The organism is Sedimentimonas flavescens (assembly GCF_025154035.1).
GTDB classification, from domain to species: Bacteria; Pseudomonadota; Alphaproteobacteria; order Rhodobacterales; family Rhodobacteraceae; genus Rhodobacter; species Rhodobacter flavescens.
Window position 1 is genome coordinate 141,712 of the sequence record NZ_JAOALJ010000006.1, and the last position, 23,331, is coordinate 165,042.

General features: G+C 65.0%; 27 protein-coding genes and 1 tRNA gene. 12 read left to right on the forward strand and 16 right to left on the reverse strand.

Going from position 1 to position 23,331, the window contains the following annotated elements:
• Nucleotides 1–156: 156 nt before the first annotated feature.
• Nucleotides 157–903, forward strand: coding sequence for a DsbA family protein (locus N3C64_RS12500; RefSeq protein WP_260014727.1), 747 nt, complete (start codon nucleotides 157–159; stop codon nucleotides 901–903).
• A 57-nt stretch (nucleotides 904–960) separates the two neighbouring features.
• Here the strand turns inward: N3C64_RS12500 and ispG are convergent, their stop codons facing one another.
• The 3 genes from ispG to hemA all read right to left on the reverse strand — a co-directional run bounded on the left by ispG (nucleotide 961) and on the right by hemA (nucleotide 4,714).
• Nucleotides 961–2,091: a flavodoxin-dependent (E)-4-hydroxy-3-methylbut-2-enyl-diphosphate synthase gene (gene ispG / locus N3C64_RS12505; RefSeq protein ID WP_218629697.1), complete on the reverse strand. Its 1,131-nt coding sequence runs from the start codon at nucleotides 2,089–2,091 to the stop codon at nucleotides 961–963.
• 80 nt (nucleotides 2,092–2,171) lie between these two features.
• Entirely contained in the window at nucleotides 2,172–3,374 is a 1,203-nt protein-coding gene (locus N3C64_RS12510; RefSeq protein WP_218629696.1) for a helix-turn-helix domain-containing protein, read from the reverse strand.
• Nucleotides 3,375–3,484: 110 nt separating this feature from the next.
• A complete protein-coding gene (gene hemA, locus N3C64_RS12515) occupies nucleotides 3,485–4,714 on the reverse strand; it encodes a 5-aminolevulinate synthase (RefSeq protein ID WP_218629695.1) in 1,230 nt (409 codons plus the stop codon).
• Nucleotides 4,715–4,931: 217 nt separating this feature from the next.
• On the opposite strand from hemA, the gene N3C64_RS12520 reads away from it, so the two are divergent.
• Nucleotides 4,932–6,305 (forward strand): M20/M25/M40 family metallo-hydrolase, encoded by a 1,374-nt coding sequence (locus N3C64_RS12520; protein WP_260014728.1) that lies wholly within the window; start codon nucleotides 4,932–4,934, stop codon nucleotides 6,303–6,305.
• Between the two features lie 26 nt (nucleotides 6,306–6,331).
• On the opposite strand, the gene proB is transcribed toward N3C64_RS12520, so the two are convergent.
• The 6 genes from proB to rplU all read right to left on the reverse strand — a co-directional run bounded on the left by proB (nucleotide 6,332) and on the right by rplU (nucleotide 10,462).
• On the reverse strand, nucleotides 6,332–7,447 hold the full coding sequence (gene proB / locus N3C64_RS12525) for a glutamate 5-kinase (protein WP_218629693.1): 1,116 nt from the start codon (nucleotides 7,445–7,447) through the stop codon (nucleotides 6,332–6,334).
• On the reverse strand, nucleotides 7,435–8,460 hold the full coding sequence (obgE, locus tag N3C64_RS12530) for a GTPase ObgE (protein WP_260014729.1): 1,026 nt from the start codon (nucleotides 8,458–8,460) through the stop codon (nucleotides 7,435–7,437). Before obgE ends, proB begins: the two co-directional genes overlap by 13 nt.
• A 49-nt stretch (nucleotides 8,461–8,509) precedes the next feature.
• Entirely contained in the window at nucleotides 8,510–9,046 is a 537-nt protein-coding gene (locus N3C64_RS12535) for a GNAT family N-acetyltransferase (protein ID WP_260014730.1), read from the reverse strand.
• A 2-nt stretch (nucleotides 9,047–9,048) separates the two neighbouring features.
• Entirely contained in the window at nucleotides 9,049–9,588 is a 540-nt protein-coding gene (locus tag N3C64_RS12540) for a GNAT family N-acetyltransferase (RefSeq protein WP_218629690.1), read from the reverse strand.
• Between the two features lie 202 nt (nucleotides 9,589–9,790).
• Nucleotides 9,791–10,060, reverse strand: coding sequence for a 50S ribosomal protein L27 (rpmA, locus tag N3C64_RS12545; RefSeq protein ID WP_218629689.1), 270 nt, complete (start codon nucleotides 10,058–10,060; stop codon nucleotides 9,791–9,793).
• Nucleotides 10,061–10,075: 15 nt separating this feature from the next.
• Nucleotides 10,076–10,462, reverse strand: a complete 387-nt coding sequence (rplU, locus tag N3C64_RS12550; protein WP_260014731.1) for a 50S ribosomal protein L21 — start codon at nucleotides 10,460–10,462, stop codon at nucleotides 10,076–10,078.
• A 358-nt stretch (nucleotides 10,463–10,820) separates the two neighbouring features.
• Between rplU and N3C64_RS12555 the strand changes: the two genes are divergently transcribed.
• Nucleotides 10,821–11,075, forward strand: coding sequence for a YjhX family toxin (locus N3C64_RS12555; protein ID WP_218629687.1), 255 nt, complete (start codon nucleotides 10,821–10,823; stop codon nucleotides 11,073–11,075).
• On the opposite strand, the gene N3C64_RS12560 is transcribed toward N3C64_RS12555, so the two are convergent.
• From N3C64_RS12560 to N3C64_RS12575, 4 genes are all read right to left on the reverse strand, one after another.
• Nucleotides 11,072–12,181 carry a CaiB/BaiF CoA transferase family protein gene (locus N3C64_RS12560; RefSeq protein ID WP_260014732.1) on the reverse strand — a complete coding sequence of 370 codons (1,110 nt, stop codon included), beginning with the start codon at nucleotides 12,179–12,181 and terminating at the stop codon, nucleotides 11,072–11,074. The two genes, N3C64_RS12555 and N3C64_RS12560, sit on opposite strands and share 4 nt — an antisense overlap.
• A gap of 104 nt (nucleotides 12,182–12,285) precedes the next feature.
• Entirely contained in the window at nucleotides 12,286–14,103 is a 1,818-nt protein-coding gene (locus tag N3C64_RS12565) for an ABC-F family ATP-binding cassette domain-containing protein (protein WP_260014733.1), read from the reverse strand.
• 50 nt (nucleotides 14,104–14,153) lie between these two features.
• Entirely contained in the window at nucleotides 14,154–14,918 is a 765-nt protein-coding gene (locus tag N3C64_RS12570) for a GNAT family N-acetyltransferase (protein WP_260014734.1), read from the reverse strand.
• Between the two features lie 103 nt (nucleotides 14,919–15,021).
• The gene (locus tag N3C64_RS12575; protein ID WP_260014735.1) at nucleotides 15,022–15,486 is read right to left on the reverse strand and encodes an outer membrane protein assembly factor BamE; all 465 of its coding nucleotides are present in this window, start codon (nucleotides 15,484–15,486) and stop codon (nucleotides 15,022–15,024) included.
• A gap of 124 nt (nucleotides 15,487–15,610) precedes the next feature.
• Here N3C64_RS12575 and N3C64_RS12580 point away from each other — a divergent pair, with 124 nt between their 5' ends.
• The 9 genes from N3C64_RS12580 to N3C64_RS12620 all read left to right on the forward strand — a co-directional run bounded on the left by N3C64_RS12580 (nucleotide 15,611) and on the right by N3C64_RS12620 (nucleotide 21,754).
• Nucleotides 15,611–16,195 carry a YceD family protein gene (locus tag N3C64_RS12580; RefSeq protein ID WP_218629683.1) on the forward strand — a complete coding sequence of 195 codons (585 nt, stop codon included), beginning with the start codon at nucleotides 15,611–15,613 and terminating at the stop codon, nucleotides 16,193–16,195.
• A 193-nt stretch (nucleotides 16,196–16,388) separates the two neighbouring features.
• A complete protein-coding gene (gene rpmF / locus N3C64_RS12585) occupies nucleotides 16,389–16,595 on the forward strand; it encodes a 50S ribosomal protein L32 (RefSeq protein ID WP_218629682.1) in 207 nt (68 codons plus the stop codon).
• Between the two features lie 83 nt (nucleotides 16,596–16,678).
• Complete coding sequence (plsX, locus tag N3C64_RS12590) at nucleotides 16,679–17,797, forward strand: phosphate acyltransferase PlsX (protein WP_260014736.1); 1,119 nt, start codon at nucleotides 16,679–16,681, stop codon at nucleotides 17,795–17,797.
• Complete coding sequence (locus N3C64_RS12595; RefSeq protein WP_218629681.1) at nucleotides 17,794–18,768, forward strand: beta-ketoacyl-ACP synthase III; 975 nt, start codon at nucleotides 17,794–17,796, stop codon at nucleotides 18,766–18,768. Before plsX ends, N3C64_RS12595 begins: the two co-directional genes overlap by 4 nt.
• 105 nt (nucleotides 18,769–18,873) lie before the next feature.
• Nucleotides 18,874–19,176, forward strand: a complete 303-nt coding sequence (gene ihfA / locus N3C64_RS12600) for an integration host factor subunit alpha (protein ID WP_233675958.1) — start codon at nucleotides 18,874–18,876, stop codon at nucleotides 19,174–19,176.
• A gap of 53 nt (nucleotides 19,177–19,229) precedes the next feature.
• On the forward strand, nucleotides 19,230–19,955 hold the full coding sequence (locus tag N3C64_RS12605) for a MerR family transcriptional regulator (protein WP_260014737.1): 726 nt from the start codon (nucleotides 19,230–19,232) through the stop codon (nucleotides 19,953–19,955).
• A gap of 120 nt (nucleotides 19,956–20,075) precedes the next feature.
• Nucleotides 20,076–20,153, forward strand: a tRNA-Pro gene (locus N3C64_RS12610).
• Nucleotides 20,154–20,214: 61 nt separating this feature from the next.
• The gene (locus N3C64_RS12615; protein ID WP_260014738.1) at nucleotides 20,215–21,294 is read left to right on the forward strand and encodes a 2'-deoxycytidine 5'-triphosphate deaminase; all 1,080 of its coding nucleotides are present in this window, start codon (nucleotides 20,215–20,217) and stop codon (nucleotides 21,292–21,294) included.
• Nucleotides 21,295–21,385: 91 nt separating this feature from the next.
• Nucleotides 21,386–21,754 (forward strand): YigZ family protein, encoded by a 369-nt coding sequence (locus tag N3C64_RS12620; protein WP_260014739.1) that lies wholly within the window; start codon nucleotides 21,386–21,388, stop codon nucleotides 21,752–21,754.
• On the opposite strand, the gene N3C64_RS12625 is transcribed toward N3C64_RS12620, so the two are convergent.
• The 3 genes from N3C64_RS12625 to N3C64_RS12635 are packed head-to-tail and all read right to left on the reverse strand — an operon-like array spanning nucleotide 21,735 to nucleotide 23,329.
• Nucleotides 21,735–21,932 carry a hypothetical protein gene (locus tag N3C64_RS12625; RefSeq protein WP_260014740.1) on the reverse strand — a complete coding sequence of 66 codons (198 nt, stop codon included), beginning with the start codon at nucleotides 21,930–21,932 and terminating at the stop codon, nucleotides 21,735–21,737. The two genes, N3C64_RS12620 and N3C64_RS12625, sit on opposite strands and share 20 nt — an antisense overlap.
• A gap of 4 nt (nucleotides 21,933–21,936) precedes the next feature.
• Nucleotides 21,937–22,566: an SMC-Scp complex subunit ScpB gene (gene scpB / locus N3C64_RS12630; RefSeq protein ID WP_260014741.1), complete on the reverse strand. Its 630-nt coding sequence runs from the start codon at nucleotides 22,564–22,566 to the stop codon at nucleotides 21,937–21,939.
• Nucleotides 22,559–23,329, reverse strand: a complete 771-nt coding sequence (locus N3C64_RS12635; protein WP_375546117.1) for a segregation and condensation protein A — start codon at nucleotides 23,327–23,329, stop codon at nucleotides 22,559–22,561. The genes scpB and N3C64_RS12635 overlap by 8 nt, the downstream gene beginning before the upstream one ends.
• Between the last annotated feature and the right edge of the window lie 2 nt (nucleotides 23,330–23,331).

Here is a 23,331-nt window from a genome sequence, read left to right on the forward strand (position 1 = left end):
CCATCCTGCGGATTGAATATGCGCGATAGGCCGCCTTGGCGGTAGGGTCAATGGCGGCGGTCACAGAGTCGCACCATGCACACCCCTCTTGCGCATGAAGACAGGACTGGCCAGTTTGGCCCGAACCGGCCGCAAGGCCCTGAACAGGATGAACTGATGACGCGCAAGCTTTTCGCCGCCCTCGCCCTCTCGATGGCGCTTTCCGCCCCCGCGATGGCTTTCGATATCTCCGGGATGTCGGACGCCGAAAAGGCGGCCTTCGGCGAAGCCGTGAAGACCTATCTGATGGAAAACCCCGAGGTGCTGGTTGAGGCGATCGGCGTGCTCGAAGAACGCCAGCAGGCTGCCGAGGCGCAGAATGACAAGGTGCTGGTGCAGACCAACGCCGAGGACCTGTTTGACGACGGCTATTCCTGGATCGGTGGCAACCCTGACGGCGACCTGACCATCGTCGAGTTCATGGATTACCGCTGCAGCTATTGCCGCAAGGCCTATACCGAGGTCGAGGAGCTTCTGGCCAAGGACGGCAACATCCGCTTCATCGTCAAGGAATTCCCGATCCTGGGTCAGGAATCCGACCTCTCGGCGCGCTTCGCGGTGGCTGTGAAGCAGCTTGCGGGCGACGAGACCTACAAGAAGGTCCATGACGAGCTGATCGCCTTCCGTGGCTCGATCACGCTTGAAAGCCTCTCGCGGCTGGCAGATGAGCAGGGCGTGGACAAGGACGCCGTGCTCAAGCGGATGAACGAGGAAGAAGTGACCGCCGTTTTGCGCGCCAACCACCAGTTGGCCGAGCGCATGAGAATCTCGGGCACCCCGGCCTTCGTCATCGGCGGCGAGATGCTGCGCGGCTATGCGCCCCTCAAGACGATGCAGCAAATCGTGGCCGAGCAGCGCGGCTGATCGCCCTGCCAAAGACGCGAAAGGCCGGCATCGCGCCGGCCTTTTTCTTTTCAGGGCTTATTCCGCCGCATCGGGCGTATCGCCTGCCGCCTCTATCTCGGCCACGCGGGCCTCGACCAGCCCCACGATATGATCGACCATCTCGGCGTTCGAGAGCTTGTGGCTCTGCTTGCCCGCCAGATAGACCATCCCCGAGCCCGCACCGCCGCCGGTAAAGCCAATATCGGTCATCAGCGCCTCGCCAGGGCCGTTCACGACGCAGCCGATGATCGACAGGCTCATCGGGGTCTTGATGTGCTCAAGGCGCTTTTCGAGCGTCTCGACCGTCTTGATCACGTCGAAGCCCTGACGCGCACAGGACGGGCACGAGATGATCTGCACCCCGCGCGTGCGCAGGCCAAGCGACTTGAGGATCTCGTAGCCAACCTTGACCTCTTCGACCGGATCGGCCGAGAGGCTGACGCGGATCGTGTCGCCAATCCCCATCCACAGCAGGTTGCCCAGACCGATGGCGGATTTCACGGTGCCAGCCATAAGCCCGCCCGCCTCGGTGATACCAAGGTGGATCGGCGCATCGGTCGCCTCGGCCAGCGCCTGATAGGCAGCGGCCGCCAGGAAGACATCCGACGCCTTGCAGGAAATTTTGAACTCGTGAAAGTCGTTGTCTTGCAGGATCTTGATGTGATCAAGGCCACTTTCGACCATCGCATCGGGGCACGGCTCGCCGTATTTGTCGAGCAGGTGCTTTTCAAGGCTGCCCGCGTTCACACCGATGCGGATCGAGCAGCCGTGGTCCTTCGCCGCCCGGATCACCTCTTTCACGCGGCTTTCATCGCCGATATTGCCGGGGTTGATGCGCAGACAGGCGGCGCCTGCCTCGGCCGCCTCGATGGCGCGCTTGTAGTGAAAATGGATGTCGGCCACGATCGGCACGGGGCTTTCGCGCACGATCTCGCGCAGGGCGCGGGTGCTGGCCTCATCGGGCGTCGAGACGCGCACGATATCGGCACCCACGTCGGCCGAGCGGATCACCTGATCCAGCGTCGCCCTGACGTCCGAAGTATCGGTGTTCGTCATCGTCTGCACCGTGATCGGCGCATCGCCCCCCACGGGCACATTGCCGACCATGATCTGGCGCGACTTGCGGCGGTAGATATTGCGCCAGGGACGAATGTGGTTGAGCGACATGGCGGGGTCTCCGATTGCTGCCCCAGACATAGGTCAGCCGCCGCCCGAGGGCAACGGCTGCGCAATCCTGTTCAAGGAAATCACTGGCCTGCGGGATTGACCGTCGCCACCGCGCTGGCATCTGCCACGGCGATCATCCGCGCAAGGTCGCCATCTGCGTCGATCTCGGCCGTCGCATATTTCTCGGTCACGGCCTCGGGGGCCAGCACGATGTTCTTGGTCACTTCGCCGCGCTTGCCGACCGGGCCATGGGCCACGCCGTTCACCGCGAAGTAGATCGCACCCGACTCACCCGTGCGCAGCACAGGTGCCTCTTCGAGCTTGGGCGGCGTGTAGCGTTCGCCCGCATCCATCACCTTCTCGAAGAGAACGCTGCCGTCGGCCGCGCTCACACGCACCCATGCGGGACGCACGGCAAGAATTTCAAGCGCAGGCGCCTCGGCGGCGACAGTGCGCACCAGCGTATCGATGCTTTCGACCGAAGCCTCGGCCAGTGCGGTTTCGATCGCGGGTTTCGCGCCCGCCAGCCCGGCCAGAACACCCGTTTGCGAGGGGTCGATCGCGGCAATCGGGCCATCGCGGGCAATCAGCACCGGGGTATCGAGCGCGGCGGGGCGATAGATGCGGTCCAGCGCCTCGGGCACCGGAAGGTCGGGCAGGCTGTCGTCGGTCTCGGCCATACGCATGGGCCGCGCGCCTTGCAGCGGGTCAAGCTCGGCCACGACGCCAGGCGCCTGATCGACCGGAGCCAGTTGCACGCGCTGCACCTCTTGCAGGACAGACCAGCCACCATAGCCGATCCCGCCCGCCAGCAGCGCCAGCACGAATACCGAGCCGATCGCGCGCGGCTCAATCGTGCTCCAGAACGCCTGGGTGCGCGGAACGAAGGTTGCATTGGGATTGGCCAGCGCCTCGGCGACCTCGGTCGGGCGGCGCTGCGGCTTGGGCCCGGACGCCGCCGCGGCCATGCCGTGCGTGGGCTGATAGCCCGCCTCCAGGCAGAATCTCTCGAACGCCCAATCCGGATCGAGCCCGAGGTAACGGGCGTAGGATCGGACATAACCGGCGATGAAAGAGGGTGTCTCGAACGCGGCGACATCGCAGCTTTCGATAGCCGCGATATAGGCCGCTTTGATGCGCAACTCTCGCTGCACATCCAATAGCGACTTCGCCAGAGTTGCGCGCTCCCCGCGCATGAGATCCCCAAGACGAAGCTCGAAATCGTCAAAGCCTTTCGGCTTGTCCTCGGCCTGCGTCGAAGGTTTGCTCCTCCGCCCGATCATGTGGCTGCCCCTGCCCCAAAACACTAAAGGTTGTCGATTCGGGTTATGTGATCCCTAACCCTTACCCTGTGTTTATCACAAGCAGGAGAGCTGTGCATCCGCGAAGCGACTTAAGCCGATGCTTCGGCACGATTCAGCGCACAGCGCGACCACAGCGCATCCATGGCGCGCACAAGGTGGTCGATCTGCTTCAGATCGTGCACCGGCGAGGGCGTGAAACGCAGCCGCTCGGTTCCGCGCGGAACGGTGGGGAAGTTGATCGGCTGCACATAGACGCCGAATTCCGCCAGCAGCATGTCCGACAGCGCCTTGGTATGCACCGGATTGCCGATGACCACCGGAACGATATGCGAGCCGTGATCGATGATCGGCATGCCGAGCGCCTTGAGGCGCATCTTGAGAACCTTGGCGTGCAGCTGCTGCGCGTCGCGCAGCTTCTGGCCGTCCGCAGTCTTGAGGAACGCGATCGAGGCCGCAGCGCCCGCAGCAATGGCCGGCGGCAGCGAGGTGGTGAAGATGAAGCCCGGCGCATAGGAGCGGATCGCATCCACCATCTTGGCCGAGGCCGCGATATAACCGCCGAACACGCCGAAAGCCTTGCCGAGCGTGCCGTTGAAAATGTCGATACGGTGCATCTCGCCGATCTTCTCGGCGATACCGGCGCCGCGCGGGCCATACATGCCCACCGCGTGGACCTCATCAAGATAGGTCAGCGCGCCGAATTCCTCGGCCAGGTCGCAGATCTCGGAAATCGGGCCGAAGTCGCCGTCCATCGAATAGACCGACTCGAAGGCGATCAGCTTGGGGGTCGACGGATCGTCGGCTGCCAGCAGCTCGCGCAGGTGGGCGACGTCATTGTGGCGGAAGATGCGCTTGGCGCCGCCGTTGCGCTTGATCCCCTCGATCATCGAGGCATGGTTCAGTTCATCCGAATAGATGATCAGGCCGGGGAACAGCTTGGGCAGCGTGCTCAGCGTCGCGTCATTCGCGATATAGGCCGAGCTGAAGACCAGAGCCGCTTCCTTGCCGTGCAGATCGGCCAGTTCGACCTCAAGCCGCTTGTGATAGGCCGTGGTGCCGGAAATGTTGCGCGTCCCGCCCGAACCCGCGCCAACCGCGTCGAGCGCCTCGTGCATGGCCGCCAGCACGACCGGGTTCTGGCCCATGCCCAGATAGTCGTTGCCGCACCACACGGTAATGTCCTGCTTGTCGCCATCCGGCCGGTTCCAGACCGCTTTCGGGAAGGCGCCCTTCTCACGCTCGATGTCGATGAAGGTTCGATAGCGCCCCTCGTCGTGCAGACGTTGAATCGCCATGTCGAGAGCGTGATTATAGTCCATTTCCGTTTCCCTCGCCAAAGTTCGCTGGGAAGAGCCATACCGGCCCCATTCGCGCCGGGCATTGATAAAGGTCAAATACCCAAAATGGGAGCGTAAAAATGTCGCGCCGATAAATCAATTCATACTTTGGAATGTATCGTACATTTCTATCACGCCCCGCGACCGGCTGGACAGCGCGAACCGGACTGCTAGGTTTCGCGCAGAAAAGGAGATCCGCATGACCCTGCAAGCCGTTCTGAACCGCGTCGATGAGACCCTGCCGCAGGCGCTCGATCGCCTTGTGGACCTGCTGCGCATTCCCTCGATCTCGACCGACCCGGCCTTCAAGCCCGATTGTGCCGCCGCCGCCGACTGGCTGGTCAAGGAACTGGAATCGCTTGGTTTCACCGCATCTGTGCGCCCCACCCCCGGCCATCCGATGGTCGTGGCGCGGCACGAGGCACCCGGCCGCCATATCCTGTTCTACGGCCATTACGACGTGCAGCCGGTCGATCCGCTTGCCCTGTGGGACCGCGATCCTTTCGACCCGGCGATTGAGGAAACCGCCAAGGGCGCGGTGATCCGCGCACGCGGCGCCTCGGACGACAAGGGGCAGTTGATGACCTTCATCGAGGCCTGCCGCGCCTATAAGGAGATCCACGGCAACCTGCCCGGCAACCTCACGATCTTCCTTGAGGGAGAAGAGGAATCGGGTTCGCCCTCGCTCATTCCCTTCATGGAATCCAACCGCGAGGAGCTTTCCGCCGACCTCGCGCTCATCTGTGACACCGGGCTTTTCGCCGACACCCAGCCCGCGATCGAGATGATGTTGCGCGGCCTTGCCAAGGTGGAATTCACGATCAATGCGGCGACCAAGGACCTGCACTCGGGCATGTATGGCGGCGCGGGGATGAACCCGATCCGGGTGCTCACGCGGATTCTGGGCGGGCTGCACGACGATCAGGGCCGCGTCACGGTTCCGGGCTTCTACGATGACGTCGATGAACTGCCCGATGCCGTGCGCGCGCAGTGGCAATCGCTACCGTTCGATGCGGGCAAGTTCCTGGGCGACGTGGGCCTCTCGGTTCCGGCGGGCGAGGTTGACCGCACGCCGCTCGAACAGCTCTGGTCCCGCCCGACGGCAGAGATCAACGGGATCTGGGGCGGCTACACCGGCGCGGGTTTCAAGACCGTGCTGCCCGCCGAGGCCAGCGCCAAGGTCAGCTTTCGCCTCGTGTCGCGGCAAGCCCCCGACAAGATCCTGCCCGCCTTCAAGGCCTGGATCGAGGCGCAACTGCCCGCCGACTGTTCGCTGGAGTGGAAAGAACCCATCGGCAGCCCTGCCAGCGTGATGGAAATCACCGACCCGGCCTTTGAGGCCGCGCGCGCAGCGCTTTCCGACGAATGGGGCGTGCCTGCGGTCTATACCGGCTGCGGCGGCTCGATCCCGATTGCGGGCTATTTCAAGACGATCCTGAACATGGACGCGATGCTGATCGGCTTCGCTTGCGACGATGACCAGATCCACAGCCCGAACGAGAAATATGACGTGAAAAGCTTCCACAAAGGCATACGCAGCTGGGTGCGCGTGCTCGACCGGATCGCGAAATGAAGAAAGGGGGCCAGCGGCCCCCTTTCCTATCCCATCGCCATGTCGTCGCGATGCACCAGCGCCGCGCGACCCGGATAGCCCAGCAACTCGGCAATTTCGGCCGAGCGGTGCCCCGCGATCAGTCGCGCCTCGTCCGAGGTGTAACGCACCAACCCCTTGGCCAGAACCGCGCGATCGGGGCCGGCAATCACCACCGGCTCGCCCCGGCCGAAACGGCCGACAACCTTGGTCACCCCGGCAGGCAGAAGCGACTTGCCGGACAAGAGCGCGTTCACCGCACCCGCATCGACGAAAATCTCTCCGCGCGGTTTCATCGCTGCGATCCAGCGCTTGCGGGCCACCTGCGGATCGCCCTCGGGCAGGAACCAGGTGCAGTTCGCCCCCTCGGCCAGCGCGCTCAGCGGGCGCGGCGTCGAGCCCTCCATGATCGCCATGGCACAGCCCCCCGCCACGGCGGTCTTGGCCGCCAGCAGCTTGGTCTTCATCCCCCCCTTCGAGAGGCCCGAGATCGGATCGCCCGCCATCGCCTCGATCTCAGGGGTGATCTTATCGACCAGCTCGAACCGGATCGCGGTGGGATCTTCTTTCGGGTTGGCCGAGTAGAACCCGTCCACATCCGACAGCAGAACCAGTTGATCGGCGCCCACCGTGACCGCGATCTGCGCGGCCAGACGGTCGTTGTCGCCAAAGCGGATCTCGTCGGTGGCGACGGTGTCATTCTCGTTCACGATCGGCACGACGCCCATCGACAGCAGCGTCTCCATCGTCGCGCGCGAGTTCAGGTAGCGGCGCCGGTCGTCGGTATCTTCCAGCGTCACCAGCACCTGTGCGGTGGTCACACCGTGGGGCGCGAGCACCTCTTCATAGGCGCGCGCCAAGCGGATCTGGCCGACGGCGGCCGCAGCCTGGCTTTGCTCCAGCGGCAGCGCGCCAAGCGGCAGGCCCAGAACCCGGCGGCCAAGCGCGATCGACCCCGAGGACACCAGCACCACATGGCAGCCACGCGCACGGGCCTCGGCCACATCCTCGGCCAGCGCCTTCAGCCAATCGGTCTTGAGCCCCCCGGCGCCCACCAAAAGCGCCGAGCCGATCTTGATCACCAGCCGCCGCGCGGCCCGCACATCCGGTTTCAGGGTCGCCACGGTTGCGCCTCTTCCTCGCTGCGGCGGTCCTCCGAGATTTCGGCCCAGAGCGCGCGCAGCACCTCGTTCACGCCTTTCTTGGCTACACCCGACATCAGCATCACCGGGCCACCCACGGCCTTTTCAAGCGAGCGCTTGCGGCTCGAGAGCGTTTTGGCGTCAAGCGCGTCGATCTTGTTGAGCACGGTGACGCGGGGCTTTTCGGCAAGCTCGGGCGAATAAGCCTCAAGCTCCTGAATGATGGTGCGGTAATCCTTGGTGATCGTGCTCGAAGTGCCATCGACCAGATGCAGCAGCACCGAGCAACGCTCGACATGGCCCAGGAACTGATCGCCCAAGCCGCGCCCTTCCGAGGCGCCCTCGATCAGACCCGGAATATCGGCCATGACGAACTCGCGCCCATCGATACCCACCACGCCCAGGTTCGGCACCAGCGTCGTGAACGGGTAATCCGCGATCTTGGGGCGCGCGTTCGACACGGCGGCCAGGAAGGTCGATTTACCGGCATTCGGCAGACCCAGCAGGCCCGCATCGGCGATCAGCTTGAGGCGCAGCCACAGCGTCCGCTCGACGCCCTCCTGCCCCGGATTCGCGCGCGAGGGCGAACGGTTCGTCGAGGATTTGAAATGCAGGTTGCCCCAGCCGCCGTTGCCGCCCTTGGCCAGCAGCACGCGCTGCCCGACCTCGGTCAGATCGGCGATGACGGTTTCCTCGTCCTCGTCGATGATTTCGGTGCCCACCGGCACTTTCAGCACGATGTCGTCGCCATCCTTGCCGGTGCGCTGGCTGCCCATGCCGTGCTGGCCGCTCTGCGCGAAGAAATGCTGCTGGTAGCGGAAGTCGATCAGCGTGTTCAGCCCCTCGACCGCCTCGACAAAGACCGAGCCGCCCTTGCCGCCATCGCCGCCGTCCGGGCCGCCGAATTCAATGAACTTTTCGCGCCGGAACGAGACGCACCCGGCACCGCCGCCACCCGAGCGGATATAGACTTTGGCGAGGTCGAGGAATTTCATCGGCTTTGGTCCTTGCTTGCAAGGCGCCGACATACGCCGCCCGCCGGATTTATTCAAGCGGGGCGTGGGGATCGGCGTATTCGGCGCGATAGAGCCAGACCGGATGCAATTCGTCGCGCTGCGCCGATTGCACCTCGTCATGCCCGACCCGCTGGAACCCGTTGGCCTCAAGTACGCGGACCGATGCGGGATTATCCGTGAAAACCTTGGCGCCAAGCGCTGGCAGGGCGAACCGCGCCCGCACGAAGGGCAAAAACAGCGCGACCGCCTCTCGCATCAAGCCCTGCCCGGCTGCGGCGGGGTCGAGAAAATAGTAAATGTCGGGCCGATCCCCTGCCCCCAACCCGATCGCACCCCAAAGCCGGTCGCTTCCGGGGCGCCGGATCGCAAGTCGCAGCGGGCGGCGCGCCGGATCTGCGTCGCGCGCGATCAGCGCAGCGGCGGCCTCGGTCGTGTAATCGGCGGGAAAGATGAAGAGCATCCGCCCGACCTCGGGGATCGTGACGATCCGCCGAAAGTCCTCGGCGTCAGCAGCGACCAGCCGATCCAGCACGAGGCGCGCGGAACGGATCGGCAGGTCGCTCAAGTTCAGGCCATCTTTTTCAGATAGGTCCAGGTCGGCACACGGGCGCCACGCGCCACCGACCAGCTTTCGGCATCGCCCAGGTATTCGAACCCGGCATTGGTCAGGACGCGGGCCGAACCCGGATTGTCCTGAAACACCTCGGCGAAGAGCGTACGGGCCTTGTGCGGATTGGCCTCGACCAGGGCCGCGACAGCCTCGGACGCAAAGCCCGTGTTCCAGAATCCCGGACCGACCCAGAAACCGACCTCGGACTGGTTATCATCGAGATGGGTCAGCGAAACCACGCCAAGCACCTCGGCCAAGCCTTGTGCCGAACCGTCGAGCGCCCAGACATCCTCGCTGCGGGTATCCGACATCGCGCGGGTGATATAGCTTTCAGTCGCGCCAGGTGGCAGCGGATGGGGAATGGCGCGCGTGCCCTCGGCCACGCGCTTGTCGGCGGTATACATTGCAATGAGCCCCGCGTCCGACTTGCGCAGGGGGCGCAGGATGAACCGCTCGGCCTCAATCACCGGCTGTGTCGAAATTGTATCTTGAAACATGGCGCTCCTCCTCGAAACGCTGGTCTTACCGACCTATTCTTCAAATTGGGCGGGCTGATGACAAAGTTAAGCCCATGCCCCTGAATTTTTAGTGAAACCCCGCTCGGCGCGCCTCCACTCGCCCCGAACAGAGATCCGGAAAACGAAAGGGGGACCGGCCTTCCAGCCGATCCCCCCTGTCGTTATGCGGGTCGAGTTCGGCTTACTCGGCCGCCTCCGCAACAGGGAGCACCGAGATGAAGGTGCGGCCTTTAAGGCCCTTGCGGAAGGTAACCTTGCCTTCGGTAACGGCGAAGATGGTGTGGTCTTTGCCCATCATGACGCCTTCACCCGGCCACCAGGTGGTGCCGCGCTGACGCGCAATGATGTTGCCCGGGATGGCCGCCTGGCCACCGTAGAGCTTCACGCCAAGACGACGACCAGCAGAGTCGCGACCGTTGCGGGAAGAACCGCCAGCTTTCTTGTGTGCCATAGGTCAGGCCTCCTCTTACTTCGCTTCGTGCGCGGTGCGACGCGCAGCAGCGGTGCCAACAGCTTCCTTCACGCCCGACTTGTCGGCGCCCGAAGCGAGAACTTCGGTCACGCGAACCAGCGTCAGTTTCTGACGGTGGCCACGGGTGCGCTGCGACGAGTGCTTGCGGCGGCGCTTGTGATAGGTGATGACCTTGTCGGCCTTGATGTTGTCGATGACTTCGGCAACCACCGCGGCACCTTCGACGAGCGGGGCGCCAACGGTCAGCGTGTCACCGCCCACCATCAGGATTTCGTTGAACTGGACTTTATCGCCAGCCGTCGCGGCAATCAGTTCCACGCGGAGCACGTCGCCCGCCTGAACCTTGTATTGCTTGCCGCCAGTCTTGAGGACCGCAAACATGGGCCATTCCTTTGTGTCAACCGCGCCCTGTGGCACCTTTCGGTTTGCCGGGTTTCCCCGCCTCGGACTGCGCGCCCCGTCAGGGGCGTTGTTACAAAACGATTCCCGGCGGAAAGAGACTCCTTCCGCCGGGTTGGGGGCTTATGGGTGATCCACCCCCCGCCTGTCAAGGGCTTCGGCCTTGTCTGGCGGGAATTCCGCACCTATCTTGGCCGCGAGCCGGGAACATCCCGGCCAATGACGGAGCCTTGATGCTGGAGACTGTGCGCAAGCTGTGAGCCGGGATGACCCCGGACACATCCACCCCGCCGCCGATGCGGTCGGGTGTCTTGTGCCATGCTTTCCACTCGAGGACATCATGAATATCTCGAAACGCGAACAGCGCGTGCTTCACGCGCTGGCGCAGGGCGGGCAGATCCGACATATGCGCGAGGCTGGCAAGATCACCGAAGTGCTCTGCGTAACACGCGACGGGCTGATCCTGAGCGATTGCACGCTCGATCTGTTCGCGCGGTTGCGCAAGCGGCGGCTGATCGAAAGCCAGAACGGTCGGCCCTACCGGATCTCTCTGCGCGGGCGCCTGTCGGTGCGCGCACAGCCGGACAACCGCTAGGCCTGCCAGCGGTTGAGCGCCTCCTCGGGGGGGATACGGTTCCGGGTCGAGCCCGGACCGATCGCCCCCGGGGTCAGCGACAACTTGGGCGCGGGGGCGGGTTGAACCATGCCCTCGTGTTCAAGATAGGCCCCTCGGGCGACATTATGCGGGTGGTGCACGGCCTCGGAAAGCATCAGTACCGGCGTCGCGCAGGCGTCGGAGGGCTCAAGGATCGCGGCCCATTCGTCGCGCGTCTTTTCCGCAAAGCGCGCCGCAAGCGCCGCGCGCAGGGCGGGCCAGCGGGTCTTGTCGGCGCGGTCGGGCAACTCACCCTCAGCAAAGCCCATCAGTCGTTGCAGCTCGGCCCAGAACTTCGGCTCGAGCGGGCCAATCGCCATATGCCCGCCATCAGCGCAGGCATAGGTGCCGTACCACGGGATACCGCCGTCGATCATGTTCTCGCCCCGGCGGTCCGACCACAGGCCGTTCCCGGCCATCCCGTGAATCATGCCCAGAAGGCTTGCCACCCCGTCGGTGATCGCCGCATCGACGACCTGCCCGCGACCGCTCGTGCGCGCAGACCACAGCGCCGTCATCATGCCAAAGGCCAGATACATCGTGCCGCCGCCGAAATCGCCCACGAGGTTGAGCGGGACCACCGGCGTTTCAGCGGTTCCGATCGCGCCGAGCGCGCCGGACAGGGCCAGATAATTGATGTCATGCCCTGCCCTATGCGCCAGCGGGCCGTTTTGCCCCCAGCCGGTCATGCGACCGTAAACGAGGGCCGGGTTCTCGGGAAAATCTTCGGGGCCAAGGCCAAGGCGCTCCATCGCGCCGGGGCGCATCCCCTCGATCAACGCGTCGGCGCGCAGGATCAGGCGGCGCGCGATGGCGTGGTGTTCCGGGTTCTTGAGGTCAAGTTCGAGCACATCGCGGCCCCGGTCGAGCGGGTCGTTCTCCATGCCCAGCACGTGGTTTTCGGCCCCCGCAGAATTGGGGCGCGCGATGCGGATCACCTCGGCGCCCATGTCGGCAAAGAGTTGCGCCGTGAAGGGCGTGGGGCCAAGACCTGAGATCTCGACGATGCGAAGACCTGTCAGGGGCCCCTGCGGTGCATGCTGCATGAAATTCTCCTGTTAGGCCGGGGGTTTTGCACCCCCGGACCCCCGCAGGATATTTTCACCACATTGAAGAGGGGAAGCCTTGGCCAAAGTGACGCTGCGTCAGATCAGCCCTGTGCCTTTTCTTCGAGCGTCAGCCATTCCTCCTCGGCGGCGCTGAGCGTGGCTTGTCGTTCGGTCAGCATATCGGTCGCCTTGCGGAACTTGACCGGCTCGCGCGTGAAGAGATCCGGGTCGCCGAGCAGCTCCGAGAGCTTGCCGATTTCAAACTCGAGCTTTTCGATAATGCCCGGCAAGGCTTCGAGGCGGTGCTTTTCGGTGAAACTGAGGCCGGATTTTTTCGGCGCTTCCTTGGGCGCGGGGGCGGCTTCAGCCTTCTTCGGCGCGGGCTTTTCGACGGATTTCTCCGGGGCGCTCAGGGCTTTCTGCGCCTGATAATCGCTCCAGCCGCCCGCATAGACGGTGGCGCGGCCATCCCCTTCCATCGCGATGGTGGTGGTAGCGACCCGATCGATGAAGTCGCGGTCGTGGCTAACCAGAAGCACGGTGCCGTCGTATTCGCCCAGGATGTCTTGCAGCAGGTCGAGCGTCTCGACGTCGAGATCGTTCGTCGGTTCGTCAAGGATCAGCAGGTTCGAGGGCTTGGCCATGATCCGCGCCAGCAAGAGCCGCGCGCGTTCACCGCCCGATAGCGAGCCGATGGGCGCGCGGGCCTGCTGTTCGTCGAAGAGGAAATCCTTGAGATAAGCCACCACGTGTTTGGGCGTGCCGCGCACCATCACCTGATCGGAGCGCCCCGAGACGCGCATGTCTGGGTCGTTCACCATCCCGTCCCAGAGCGACATGCTGAAATCGAGGGTGGCGCGGGCCTGATCGAAAACCGCAACCTCGAGGTTGGTGCCGAGCGCGACAGTGCCCTCGTCCGGCGCGACCTCTCCGGTCAGCATCTTCAGCAGCGTGGTCTTGCCCACACCGTTCGGGCCGACGAAGGCCACGCGGTCGCCGCGCAGCACGCGCAGGTCGAAGCTCTTGACGATCTGCTTCTCGGCGTAGCGCTTGGACAGGCCGCGCGCTTCGATCACGCGCTTGCCCGATTGGGTGCCCGCATCGAGTTCCATCGCGGCGGTGCCCTGACGGCGGATCTGGCTGGCGCGTTCCTCGCGCAGGGCTTGCAGCGCACGCACGCGCCCCATGTTACGCTTGCGCCGGGCCGAGATGCCTTCGACCGCCCATTTCGCCTCGGCCTTGATCTTGCGGTCGAGCTTGTGGCGGGCCTCGTCTTCCTCGGCCCAGACCTGCTCGCGCCATTCCTCGAAAGTCTCGAAGCCGCGTTCCTGCCGACGCACCTGCCCCCGATCGATCCAGAGCGTCGCGCGGGTCAGTGCGCGTAGAAAAGCGCGGTCGTGCGAGATCAGGACGAAGGCGGTGCGAGTGTCGCACAGTTGCTCCTCGAGCCAGCCGATGGCCTGAATGTCGAGGTGGTTCGTCGGTTCGTCGAGCAGCATCAGCTCCGGCGCCTCGGCCAGAAGCTTGGCCAGCGCAGCACGGCGCCGCTCGCCCCCCGAGGCGGTCTCGACCGGCGTGTCGGGGCGAAACTTCAGCCCCTCGGCCACCATATCGACCTTGTAGCGTTCCGCGGCATCCAGCGCCGAAGCCGCGAAATCACCGAGCGTCGCGAAAGCCGACAGGTCGGGCTCCTGCTCCATGTAGCCGACACGCACGCCGACGGGCACGATCCGCTCGCCGTGATCGGGTTCGACCAGCCCGGCCATCACCTTCATCAGCGTCGATTTGCCCGAGCCGTTGCGGCCGACCAGAGCAACCCGGTCGCCGGGCTGCACGACCAGATCGAGGCCGTCGAAAACGGGGTTGCCGCCGAAGGTGAGCGAGATGCCCGAGAGCTGAAGAAGGGGTGCGCGTGCCATGCGCTCCGGCTACTCGGGCGCAAGGAAAACGTCAACGGCTAGCTGCGCGCTCAGCCCGCGACCAGCCGTAGCGCACGTGCGCGGGCGGGCGGGATGGCGGCGATCTCAAGCCCCGTGAAGACATGGAACGTGTCCAGCGCGGGATCGACCACCGCGTGATCGCTGACCCAGCCCCCCATCAGCAGATAGGTGCGCAATAGCGGCGGCATCCGCTGTTGGGCAGTCTTGGCATCAGGCATATGCGCGGCCAGACGTTCGGAATAGCGGACAACCGAGGGCGCCGCCTCGCGCGGGGCCCACTCGGCGGGCGCAAGGTGGCGCGCGGCCAGCAGCGCGAGGGAATCGCTGTAATGCGTCCAGTCGGTTCCGGTGAAGGACGAACAGCCAAACAGCATCCCCACCCCGGTCTCATCGACAAAGCGCGTCACCGCCCCCCAGGCGAGGCGCAGGATGTCTGGGTCCTGACACTCTGGGTCGATGCAGAAGCGCCCCATCTCGACCATCGGCAGATCGAAGCTCCTCAGCGCCGACAGGTCGTAATACTGCGCTGAATAGCTGCGGCCGATCTCGGAGCCATCCCGCAGCGGCAAGAGGCGAAAGCAGCTGACGAGCCGACCCGACTGCGCATCCTCGACCAGCACATGCTGACAGATCGGGTCGAACCCGTCGGCGTCAAGCCGCGCATCCTGAGACGTCACGCCTACGCCGTGCTTGCGGCTGAGGAACCCCTTCCAGCGTAGCGCCTGCGCGGCACGCACATCCTGCGGCGTGCTTGCCAGACGAACGGTATATCGACCCTTGCTGAGCGCCTGCATCCTTCCCCCCGGACAGGTGTCGAGCCTGTCCAAAGCCTAGCCGATGGCCAACGCTGCGCAAGACGAAAGATGCCGCAGCGCGGCACCCCGTCCAGGAAAGAAATCAGCGGTCGAGGACCTGGCCGGCCGAAACCCGACCGAACGAGCCCATGAGCTGCTGAACGAAGCCGATACCCTTGATCGAGGTCTCGGTCACGCGCCGCGACAGCACGACGACTTCGCCACGCTCACTCCCGAAACGCTCAACATTCTCGACGACGCCCGCTTGGGTAAAGGTGATCGCGACGACCTGGCGATCCAGTTCCTCGGGCGGGAACGCACCGTAATGCTTCCAGCGCGAGCCTACGTAATACCAGCCCGAACCCTCAAGCAGACCGGCCGAAGACGGACGTCCAACCGCCGCCGCGACATCGTCGCGCGTCGATTTGCCGACCTCGATCTTCGCCAGATCCTCTTCCAGAGGGACGTAGCCGTGGTTGCGATAAACTGGCGAGCACCCCGCCGCCAGAAGCGCCGCGCCGAGTGCCAGTGCAAGCGCCCCGCGCCGCGTGACCGTTTCGCGTCCCACCTGAAACCCCCTCTTGCCTCATAGCCTTTGGCCTTTTATCCCGCTTACAACATGCTGGCACGGCCCTCAAGCGCGTTGCGAGCCAAGCTGCGCCATGGCGCGGGAAAAGCAAAGGATAACATCCATGAGTGACGCCGCCTTCGACCCGAACACCCCCCTGCCCTGGAGCGAGCCGCGGCGCGTGGCCGATCTGGCGGGGCGCAAACCCAACCGCTTCGACATCCGCCCCGACGCCGCCACCTGCGCGGCGATCGCGCAATGGGCGGGCATCTCGGCGGTGAAATCGCTGCGCCTGAAGGGCACGCTGACCGCAAAGGGCCGCAGCGACTGGCTGCTTGAGGCTGCCTTTACGGCCCGCGTCGTGCAGCCCTGCGCGGTCACGCTGGCGCCGGTCACGACCGATCTGGCCGAAGAGATTACGCGCCACTACCTGGCCGACCTGCCCGAGCCCACGGGTGACGAGGTCGAAATGCCCGAAGACGACACGCTTGAGCCTCTGCGCGCCGAGATTGACCTTGCCGCAGTCGCGCTCGAGGCACTCGAACTCGCCCTGCCGCTTTACCCGCGCGCAACCGAGCTGGAACCCGACGCACGCCTGAGCGCGGTACCCGACGGGGCCGAAGAGTTGACCGATGAAGCCACCCGCCCCTTTGCCAACCTGCGCGATCTGCTGGCCGGAAAGGGCAACGGGTCGGGCGAAAACGATTGACGTCCTGCCTGAAGCCGCCCGGTTTCGAGGGCGGAAAAAAAAGGCAGAAAAAGGACTTGCGCCGGATCAGAATCGCAGTATGTTCCCGGCCTCATTCAAAGTTTGGGTTCGCACCCGGTCCGCCACCTGGCGCCAGTGACGAAACTCCAGGAAAATCAGGGCTGTAACGCCCCCGAACACCCGAGGTTGAGACATGGCTGTCCCTCAGAACCGAGTTACGCGTTCCCGTCGCAACATGCGCCGTGCGCATGACGCTCTTGTTGCCGGCAACCCGGCGGAGTGCCCGAACTGCGGCGAGCTGAAGCGCCCGCACCACGTTTGTGGCGCCTGCGGTCACTATGACGACCGCGAAGTGGTGGCTCAGGCTGCCGAGGTCGATCTGGACGACGACGCGGCGTAAGCCCGCGCCGTCGCTTGCCCGATATCATGCCCGCTGTGCAGGACATTCCGAAGACCACGGGGCAGGATCAGGGCCGGTCCGACATGAAAAATATTGATCAAGGCCACGACGTGGCCAAGGCGCCGGGTGATTCCGGCGCCATCGTCATTTCCATCGACGCGATGGGCGGCGACCGCGGACCCGAGGCCATCGTCGATGGCCTGGCGCTTGCCGCGCGGAAATCGCCAAGCCTGCGATTCATCCTGCATGGCCCCGAAGGCACCCTCGCCCCGCTGCTGGCCGCGCGCGGCCTGACCGAGCGCTGCGAGATCCACCATGCCGAAGGCGTGGTGACGATGCACGACAAGCCTGCGGCGGTGATGCGCAACGGCAAGGGCACCTCCATGTGGTCCGCGATCGAGTCGGTGCGCGCCAAGGAAGCCGAAGTGGCGGTATCCTGCGGGAACACCGGCGCGCTCATGGCCATATCGATGATCCGCCTGCGCAAGCTGCCGGGCGTGAACCGCCCCGCGATCGCCTCCTTCTGGCCCTCGCGCAACCCGACGGGCTGGAACGTCATGCTCGACATGGGCGCCGACGTGAAGGCCGAGGCAGCCGACCTGCTGACCTACGGTCTGATGGGCACGTCCTACGCGCGCAACGCCCTTGGCCTGACCCGCCCGCGTGTCGGCCTGCTCAACGTCGGCACCGAAGAACACAAGGGCCACGCCGAACTCAAGGTCGCCTATGACCTGATGACCAAGGCGCAGGACGCCGGTCAGTTCGAATTCATCGGCTTCGTCGAGGGCAATGACCTGCCGTCGAACCGCGTTGACGTGATCGTGACCGATGGCTTCACCGGCAATATCGCGCTCAAGACCGGCGAAGGCACGGCGAGGCTCGCTGGTGAATTGATGCGCGAGGCGCTGACCGCCTCGCCGCTGGCCAAGCTGGGGGCGCTGCTGGCCATGGGTCCGCTCAAACGGATGAAGGAACGGATCGACCCGCGCCGCGCAAACGGTGGCGTTTTCCTAGGGTTGAACGGAACCGTGGTGAAATCGCATGGCTCGGCCGACGCGACCGGCGTCGCCGCTGCGGTGGATCTGGCGGCACGCCTCGCCCGCTCGGGCTTCAGCGCGAAACTCGCAGCACGGGTTGCCTCGGCGTCAGTCTCGGGGCAGGATGCGCCCCAAGGCGACGAAACCAGCGAGAAAGTATCATGAAAATCAGAGCCGTGGTCCGGGGCGTTGGGCATTATCTGCCCGAGCGCATCGTCAAGAATGCCGAGTTCGAGGCCACGCTGGACACGACCGACGACTGGATCCGCGCCCGCACGGGAATCGAGCAACGACACTTCGCCGCCGAAGGTGAAACGACCTCGCAGCTCGCCATCAAGGCCGCGCAGGCCGCGCTGATCGACGCGGGCATGACCGCCGACCAGATCGACGCGATCGTTGTGGCAACCTCGACGCCCGACCTCACCTTTCCCTCGGTCGCGACAATGGTTCAGGCGGGCCTCGGCTCGACCAACGGTTTTGCCTATGACATCCAGGCGGTCTGCGCGGGCTTCGTCTTCGCGCTGACAAATGCCAACGGCCTCATCGTTTCGGGCCAGGCCGAGCGCGTTCTGGTGATCGGCGCCGAGACCTTCTCGCGCATCATGGACTGGGAAGACCGCGGCACCTGCGTGCTGTTCGGCGACGGCGCAGGCGCACTGATTCTCGAAGCGGCGAACGGCTCTGGCACCAACAAGGATCGCGGCGTCCTGTCGACCGATCTGCATTCGGACGGCCGCTACCGCGAACTGCTTTATGTCGATGGGGGCGTGTCGTCGAACGGCAAGGCGGGCCAGCTGCGCATGCAGGGCAATGCCGTCTTCAAACACGCTGTCCAGAAGCTGGCCGAGACCGCGCATACGGCGCTTGGCAAGATCGGCATGTCGGGCGAGGACGTGAACTGGATCGTGCCGCACCAGGCGAATCTGCGCATCATCTCGGCTACCGCCGAGCGGATGCAGGTGCCGTTGGAGCGCGTCGTTGTGACCGTTCAGGACCATGGCAACACCTCGGCCGCCTCGATTCCCCTGGCGCTTTCGGTTGGCAAGCAACGTGGCCAGATCAAGACCGGCGACATTGTCGTGACCGAAGCGATCGGCGGCGGGCTTGCCTGGGGCGCCGTCGTGCTGCGCTGGTAAGCAGAACTGCCTTTCCACACGCTTGAAAAGCGCCGCCCAAGTCATTGATATTGACTCGGGATTTCATTGCCCCCATCGTTGTCAAAATCAATCCGGGGGGATGGTATGTCTGAGAAGACCTTGACGCGCATGGATTTGAGCGAAGCGGTGTTCCGCGAGGTCGGGCTGTCGCGCAATGAATCCGCACAGCTTGTCGAAAGCGTTCTGCAGCATCTCTCCGATGCGCTGGTGCGCGGCGAGACGGTGAAGATCTCGTCCTTCGGCACGTTCTCGGTGCGCGAAAAGTCGTCTCGCATGGGTCGCAACCCCAAGACCGGCGAAGAAGTGCCGATCTCGCCGCGGCGCGTGCTGTCCTTCCGCCCCTCGCATCTGATGAAGGATCGCGTGGCCGCCGGCAACGCGAACTGAGGCGCTGCCCCGTTTCGGGGCGCTAAGAGCAGGCGAACAAGAAAGGCGGCGTGATGGCGAAATCAGCCGATGCCTTCCGCACGATCTCCGAGGTCTCGACGATTCTCGATACGCCGACGCATGTGCTGCGGTTCTGGGAAAGTCGCTTTGCACAAATCAAGCCGGTGAAACGTGCCGGTGGGCGGCGTTACTACCGCCCCGAGGACATCCTTTTGCTGGGTGGCATCAAGCGCCTACTGCATGAGGATGGCATGGCCATTCGCGGCGTGCAAAAGCTGCTGAAGGATGAGGGCGTGCGCCACGTCATGTCGCTTGCCACGATCGATCTGAGTGCGGCGGAACAAGAGGCGACCGTCGACGCGACGCCGGAGGCCGCACCCACGCCCTGGCCCGCCGCCCCCGAGCCGGAGCCTGAAGCCCCGGCCGCGCAGTTCCCCCCCGACCCGCAAGACCCTGTGCCTGCCGCGCCACCGTCGAAGGCAAGCTGGCGTCAGCCCTCGTTCTTTGACGAACCGGCGCCGGAGGCCCCCATGGCGCTAGATGTTGAGCCAGAAGCCGTTCCCGGCGCCGAGATCGTTGATCTTGCGACCGCACGCGGGGCGCCGAATCCCCCCGCTCCGCCCGAGGCCGACCCCACACCGCCGATGTCGCAGCGCCTGCGCGCCCTGTCTGGCACGCAGTTGAGCGAGGCGGAGAGAGACACGCTCAAGGCCGCCAAATCGCGGCTGGTTGCCCTGCGCAGCCGCCTGGCTGCGGCGACGCTTGGCCGGGCAGAATAATGCTTGCCCTGCCGCTTTCCTCTGCCCGGCTGCACGCCGATATCTCGCGTGCAGAGCGTTGCGGAAAAATGCGTTTTGCCGCTTGCGCCCACCGCCCGGATGCCTCTATATGCGCCTCGTCGGGCCGTGGCGCAGCCTGGTTAGCGCGTCCGTCTGGGGGGCGGAAGGTCGAGAGTTCGAATCTCTCCGGCCCGACCATCTCGAACAACGCCCATCCCGTTCCGCGGGGTGGGCGTTCGCATATCCGGGGGAACGAGACATGACCCAAGGCGTTCAGGCCGACAGCGCCATCCGTGCGATGATCGAGCGCGGCGAGATCAGCGCGACGATCCCCGTCCTGCCCGAGCAGATCCAGCCCGCAAGCCTCGACCTGCGCCTTGGTCAGGTGGCCTACCGCATCCGCGCCTCATTCCTGGCCGGGCGCAACCAGCGCGTTGACACCAAGCTTGCCGAATTCGAGATGCACCGCATGGACCTGTCCAACGGCGCGGTGCTCGAAAAGGGCTGCGTTTATCTGGTGCCGCTGATGGAGGGGCTTGCCCTACCCGCCGGCCTAACCGCCGTCGCGAATGCCAAAAGCTCGACCGGGCGGCTAGATCTGCTGACGCGCGTCATTACCGATGGCGGCACGGAATTCGACCGAATCCCCGAGGGTTACACTGGCCCGCTCTACGCCGAAATCTGCCCGCGCTCGTTCTCGGTGCTGGTGCGGCCGGGAATGCGGCTCAACCAGATTCGCTTCCGCGCGGGTCAGGCGATGCTGAGCGATGCGGAGCTGAAGATCCTGCACATGGCCGAGCCGCTGGTCTCGGGCGAGGCGGTGATCGACCACGGGCTCGGCTTCTCGGTCGATCTGCTGCCCGCGGAAGGCGATCTGGTGGGCTACCGCGCGAAGCCGCATACCGGGGTGATCGACCTCGACCGGATCGCACATTACCCGGCCTCGGAATTCTGGGAGGAGATCCGCACCCGCGACGGTCGGATCATCCTCGACCCCGGCGCGTTCTATATCCTCGTGTCGCGCGAAGCGGTGACGATCCCGCCGGATTTTGCCGCCGAGATGGCGCCCTATCTGGCGATGGTGGGCGAGTTCAGGGTGCATTACGCGGGCTTCTTTGACCCGGGCTTCGGCCATGGGACTGCCGGTGGCACTGGGTCGCGCGGGGTGTTGGAAGTGCGCTGCCACGAGGCGCCCTTCGTGCTTGAGCACGGTCAGGTCGTCGGGCGGCTGGTCTATGAGCGCATGGCCGAACGCCCCGAGCGGCTTTATGGCACCGGCATCGCCTCGAACTATCAGGGTCAGGGCCTCAAGCTCGCCAAGCATTTCCGGGCGGGCTGAGGGGGCCAGCCCCCTCGCGCGTTCCGCGCTCACCCCCGGGATATTTGTGCAAAGCCGAAAGTGGCTTGCGGCATCTTTTTCAGGAGGCCCGATGCGCATCATCGAGGACATCATCAGCGACCGCGGGTCGAAATATGCCGTCTCCGGGGCGCCTTGCGCATCTGAGGACGAGGCGAAGGCACTGATCCGGGAGTTGAAGCGGGCCAAGAAATTCGCCAAGGCCACGCATAACACTTGGGGGCTGTTATGCGCTGAGGGGCCGGTGAAGAATGACGATGGCGAGAGCGGCGCCGGGGTGATCATCCTGCGGATGCTGGAGCGCGCCGGGTTGCGCGACCATCTGATCGTGGTGACGCGCTGGTATGGCGGCAAGCATCTGGGTGGCGACCGCTTCCGCCACGTGCAGGAGGCCGTGCGGATCTATCTGGCGGATCTGGGTCTTAGCGCAGACGGCGGGTGATACGGGCTGCTCGGCGCGCCTGCGTGACGGCCTTGCGGGCGGTACGGGCCTGAGCGCGCTCGGCCTTGGTCATCTCTGACGGGGCCTTGCCGCGCCCGATCAGAAGGTTGATGACCAGATCCGTCACAGGCCGGAACAGGATGCGAAAGAGCGTGCCGATGAGGCGATCGGTGTTCATCGGGTCAATCCTCGAAAAGCTCGCTCTGGCCGGTTACATCCTCGTCGTCATCGTCGCTTGCGCCGCCCGGCATCGGGCGGTTGTCGAGAAGGCCCGCCGCGCGCAACTCTTTGAGGCCCGGCAAGTCACGGGCGCTTTCAAGGCCGAATTCATCGAGGAACTGCTGCGTGACGACGAAGGTGACCGGGCGGCCCGGCGTCATGCGGCGGCGGCCGAAGCGGATCCATTCCATCTCGAGCAACTGGTCGATGGTGCCCCGGCTGACCGCGACGCCGCGAATCTCCTCGATCTCGGCGCGGGTGACGGGCTGGTGATAGGCGACGATGGCGAGCGTCTCGATCGCGGCACGCGAGAGCTTGCGCTGCTCCACCGTTTCCTTTTGCATCAGGAAGGCGAGGTCAGGCGCGGTGCGGACCGCCCAAGCGTCGCCCACCTTGACGACGCGCACCCCGCGCCCCTCGTAGCGTTTGCGCAAATAGACCAGCGCCTCGGCGGGGTCAGAGCCATGCGGCATCCGTTCTTCCATCTCGCGCAGCGTCACCGGCTCTACCGAGGCGAACAGGATCGCCTCGACCATGCGTTCCTGCTCGGCGAGCGGCGGGGCTTCGAAAAGGGATTTCTCGGTATCAGTCATTGCGGTTCCGGGGTTGCGCGGCGCGGATCGAAATCGGCGCGAAGGTCTCGGACTGGCGGATCTCAATCTGGCCCTGCTTGGCCAGTTCGAGCGAGGCGGCGAATGTGGCGGCGGTGGCGGTGCGGCGACGCTTGGGGTCCAAGCCCCAGCCCTCGGGCAGGTAGCTGACCAGATCGGTCCATTCCATCGCGAAGCCGACAAGCCCGCGCATCCGTTCGAGCGCCTGCTCCAAGGTGAAGACGTCTTTGCGATCAAATGCATAGGGGCGGAATTCGTCGCGGGTGCGGATCCGGGCATAGGCCTGCATCAGATCAAGAAGCGAGGCCGAGTACTGGACCTTGCGCACGCGCTCGACCTCTTCCGAAACTCCGCGTGCAAAGAAATCGCGCCCCAGACGGTCGCGTGCCATCAGCTTGGCGGCGGCGTCGCGCATAGCGGCTAGGCGTTCAAGCTGGAAGGCCAGGTGGGCGGCAAGATCCTCGGCCGAGGGGCCATCCGCCCCCGGCTCGGGCGGCAAGAGAAGCTTGGATTTCAGAAAGGCGAGCCAGGCGGCCATCACCAGATAATCGGCTGCCAGTTCGATCCGCAGCGCTTTGGCACGCTCGACAAAGGTCAGATACTGCTCGGCGAGCTGGAGCACCGAGATCTTGCGCAGGTCCACCTTCTGCGTACGCGACAGCGACAGAAGCAGATCGAGCGGCCCTTCGAAGCCATCCACATCGACGATCAGCGCCTCGGCCTGAAGCCGCTCGCTGACGCTCATCG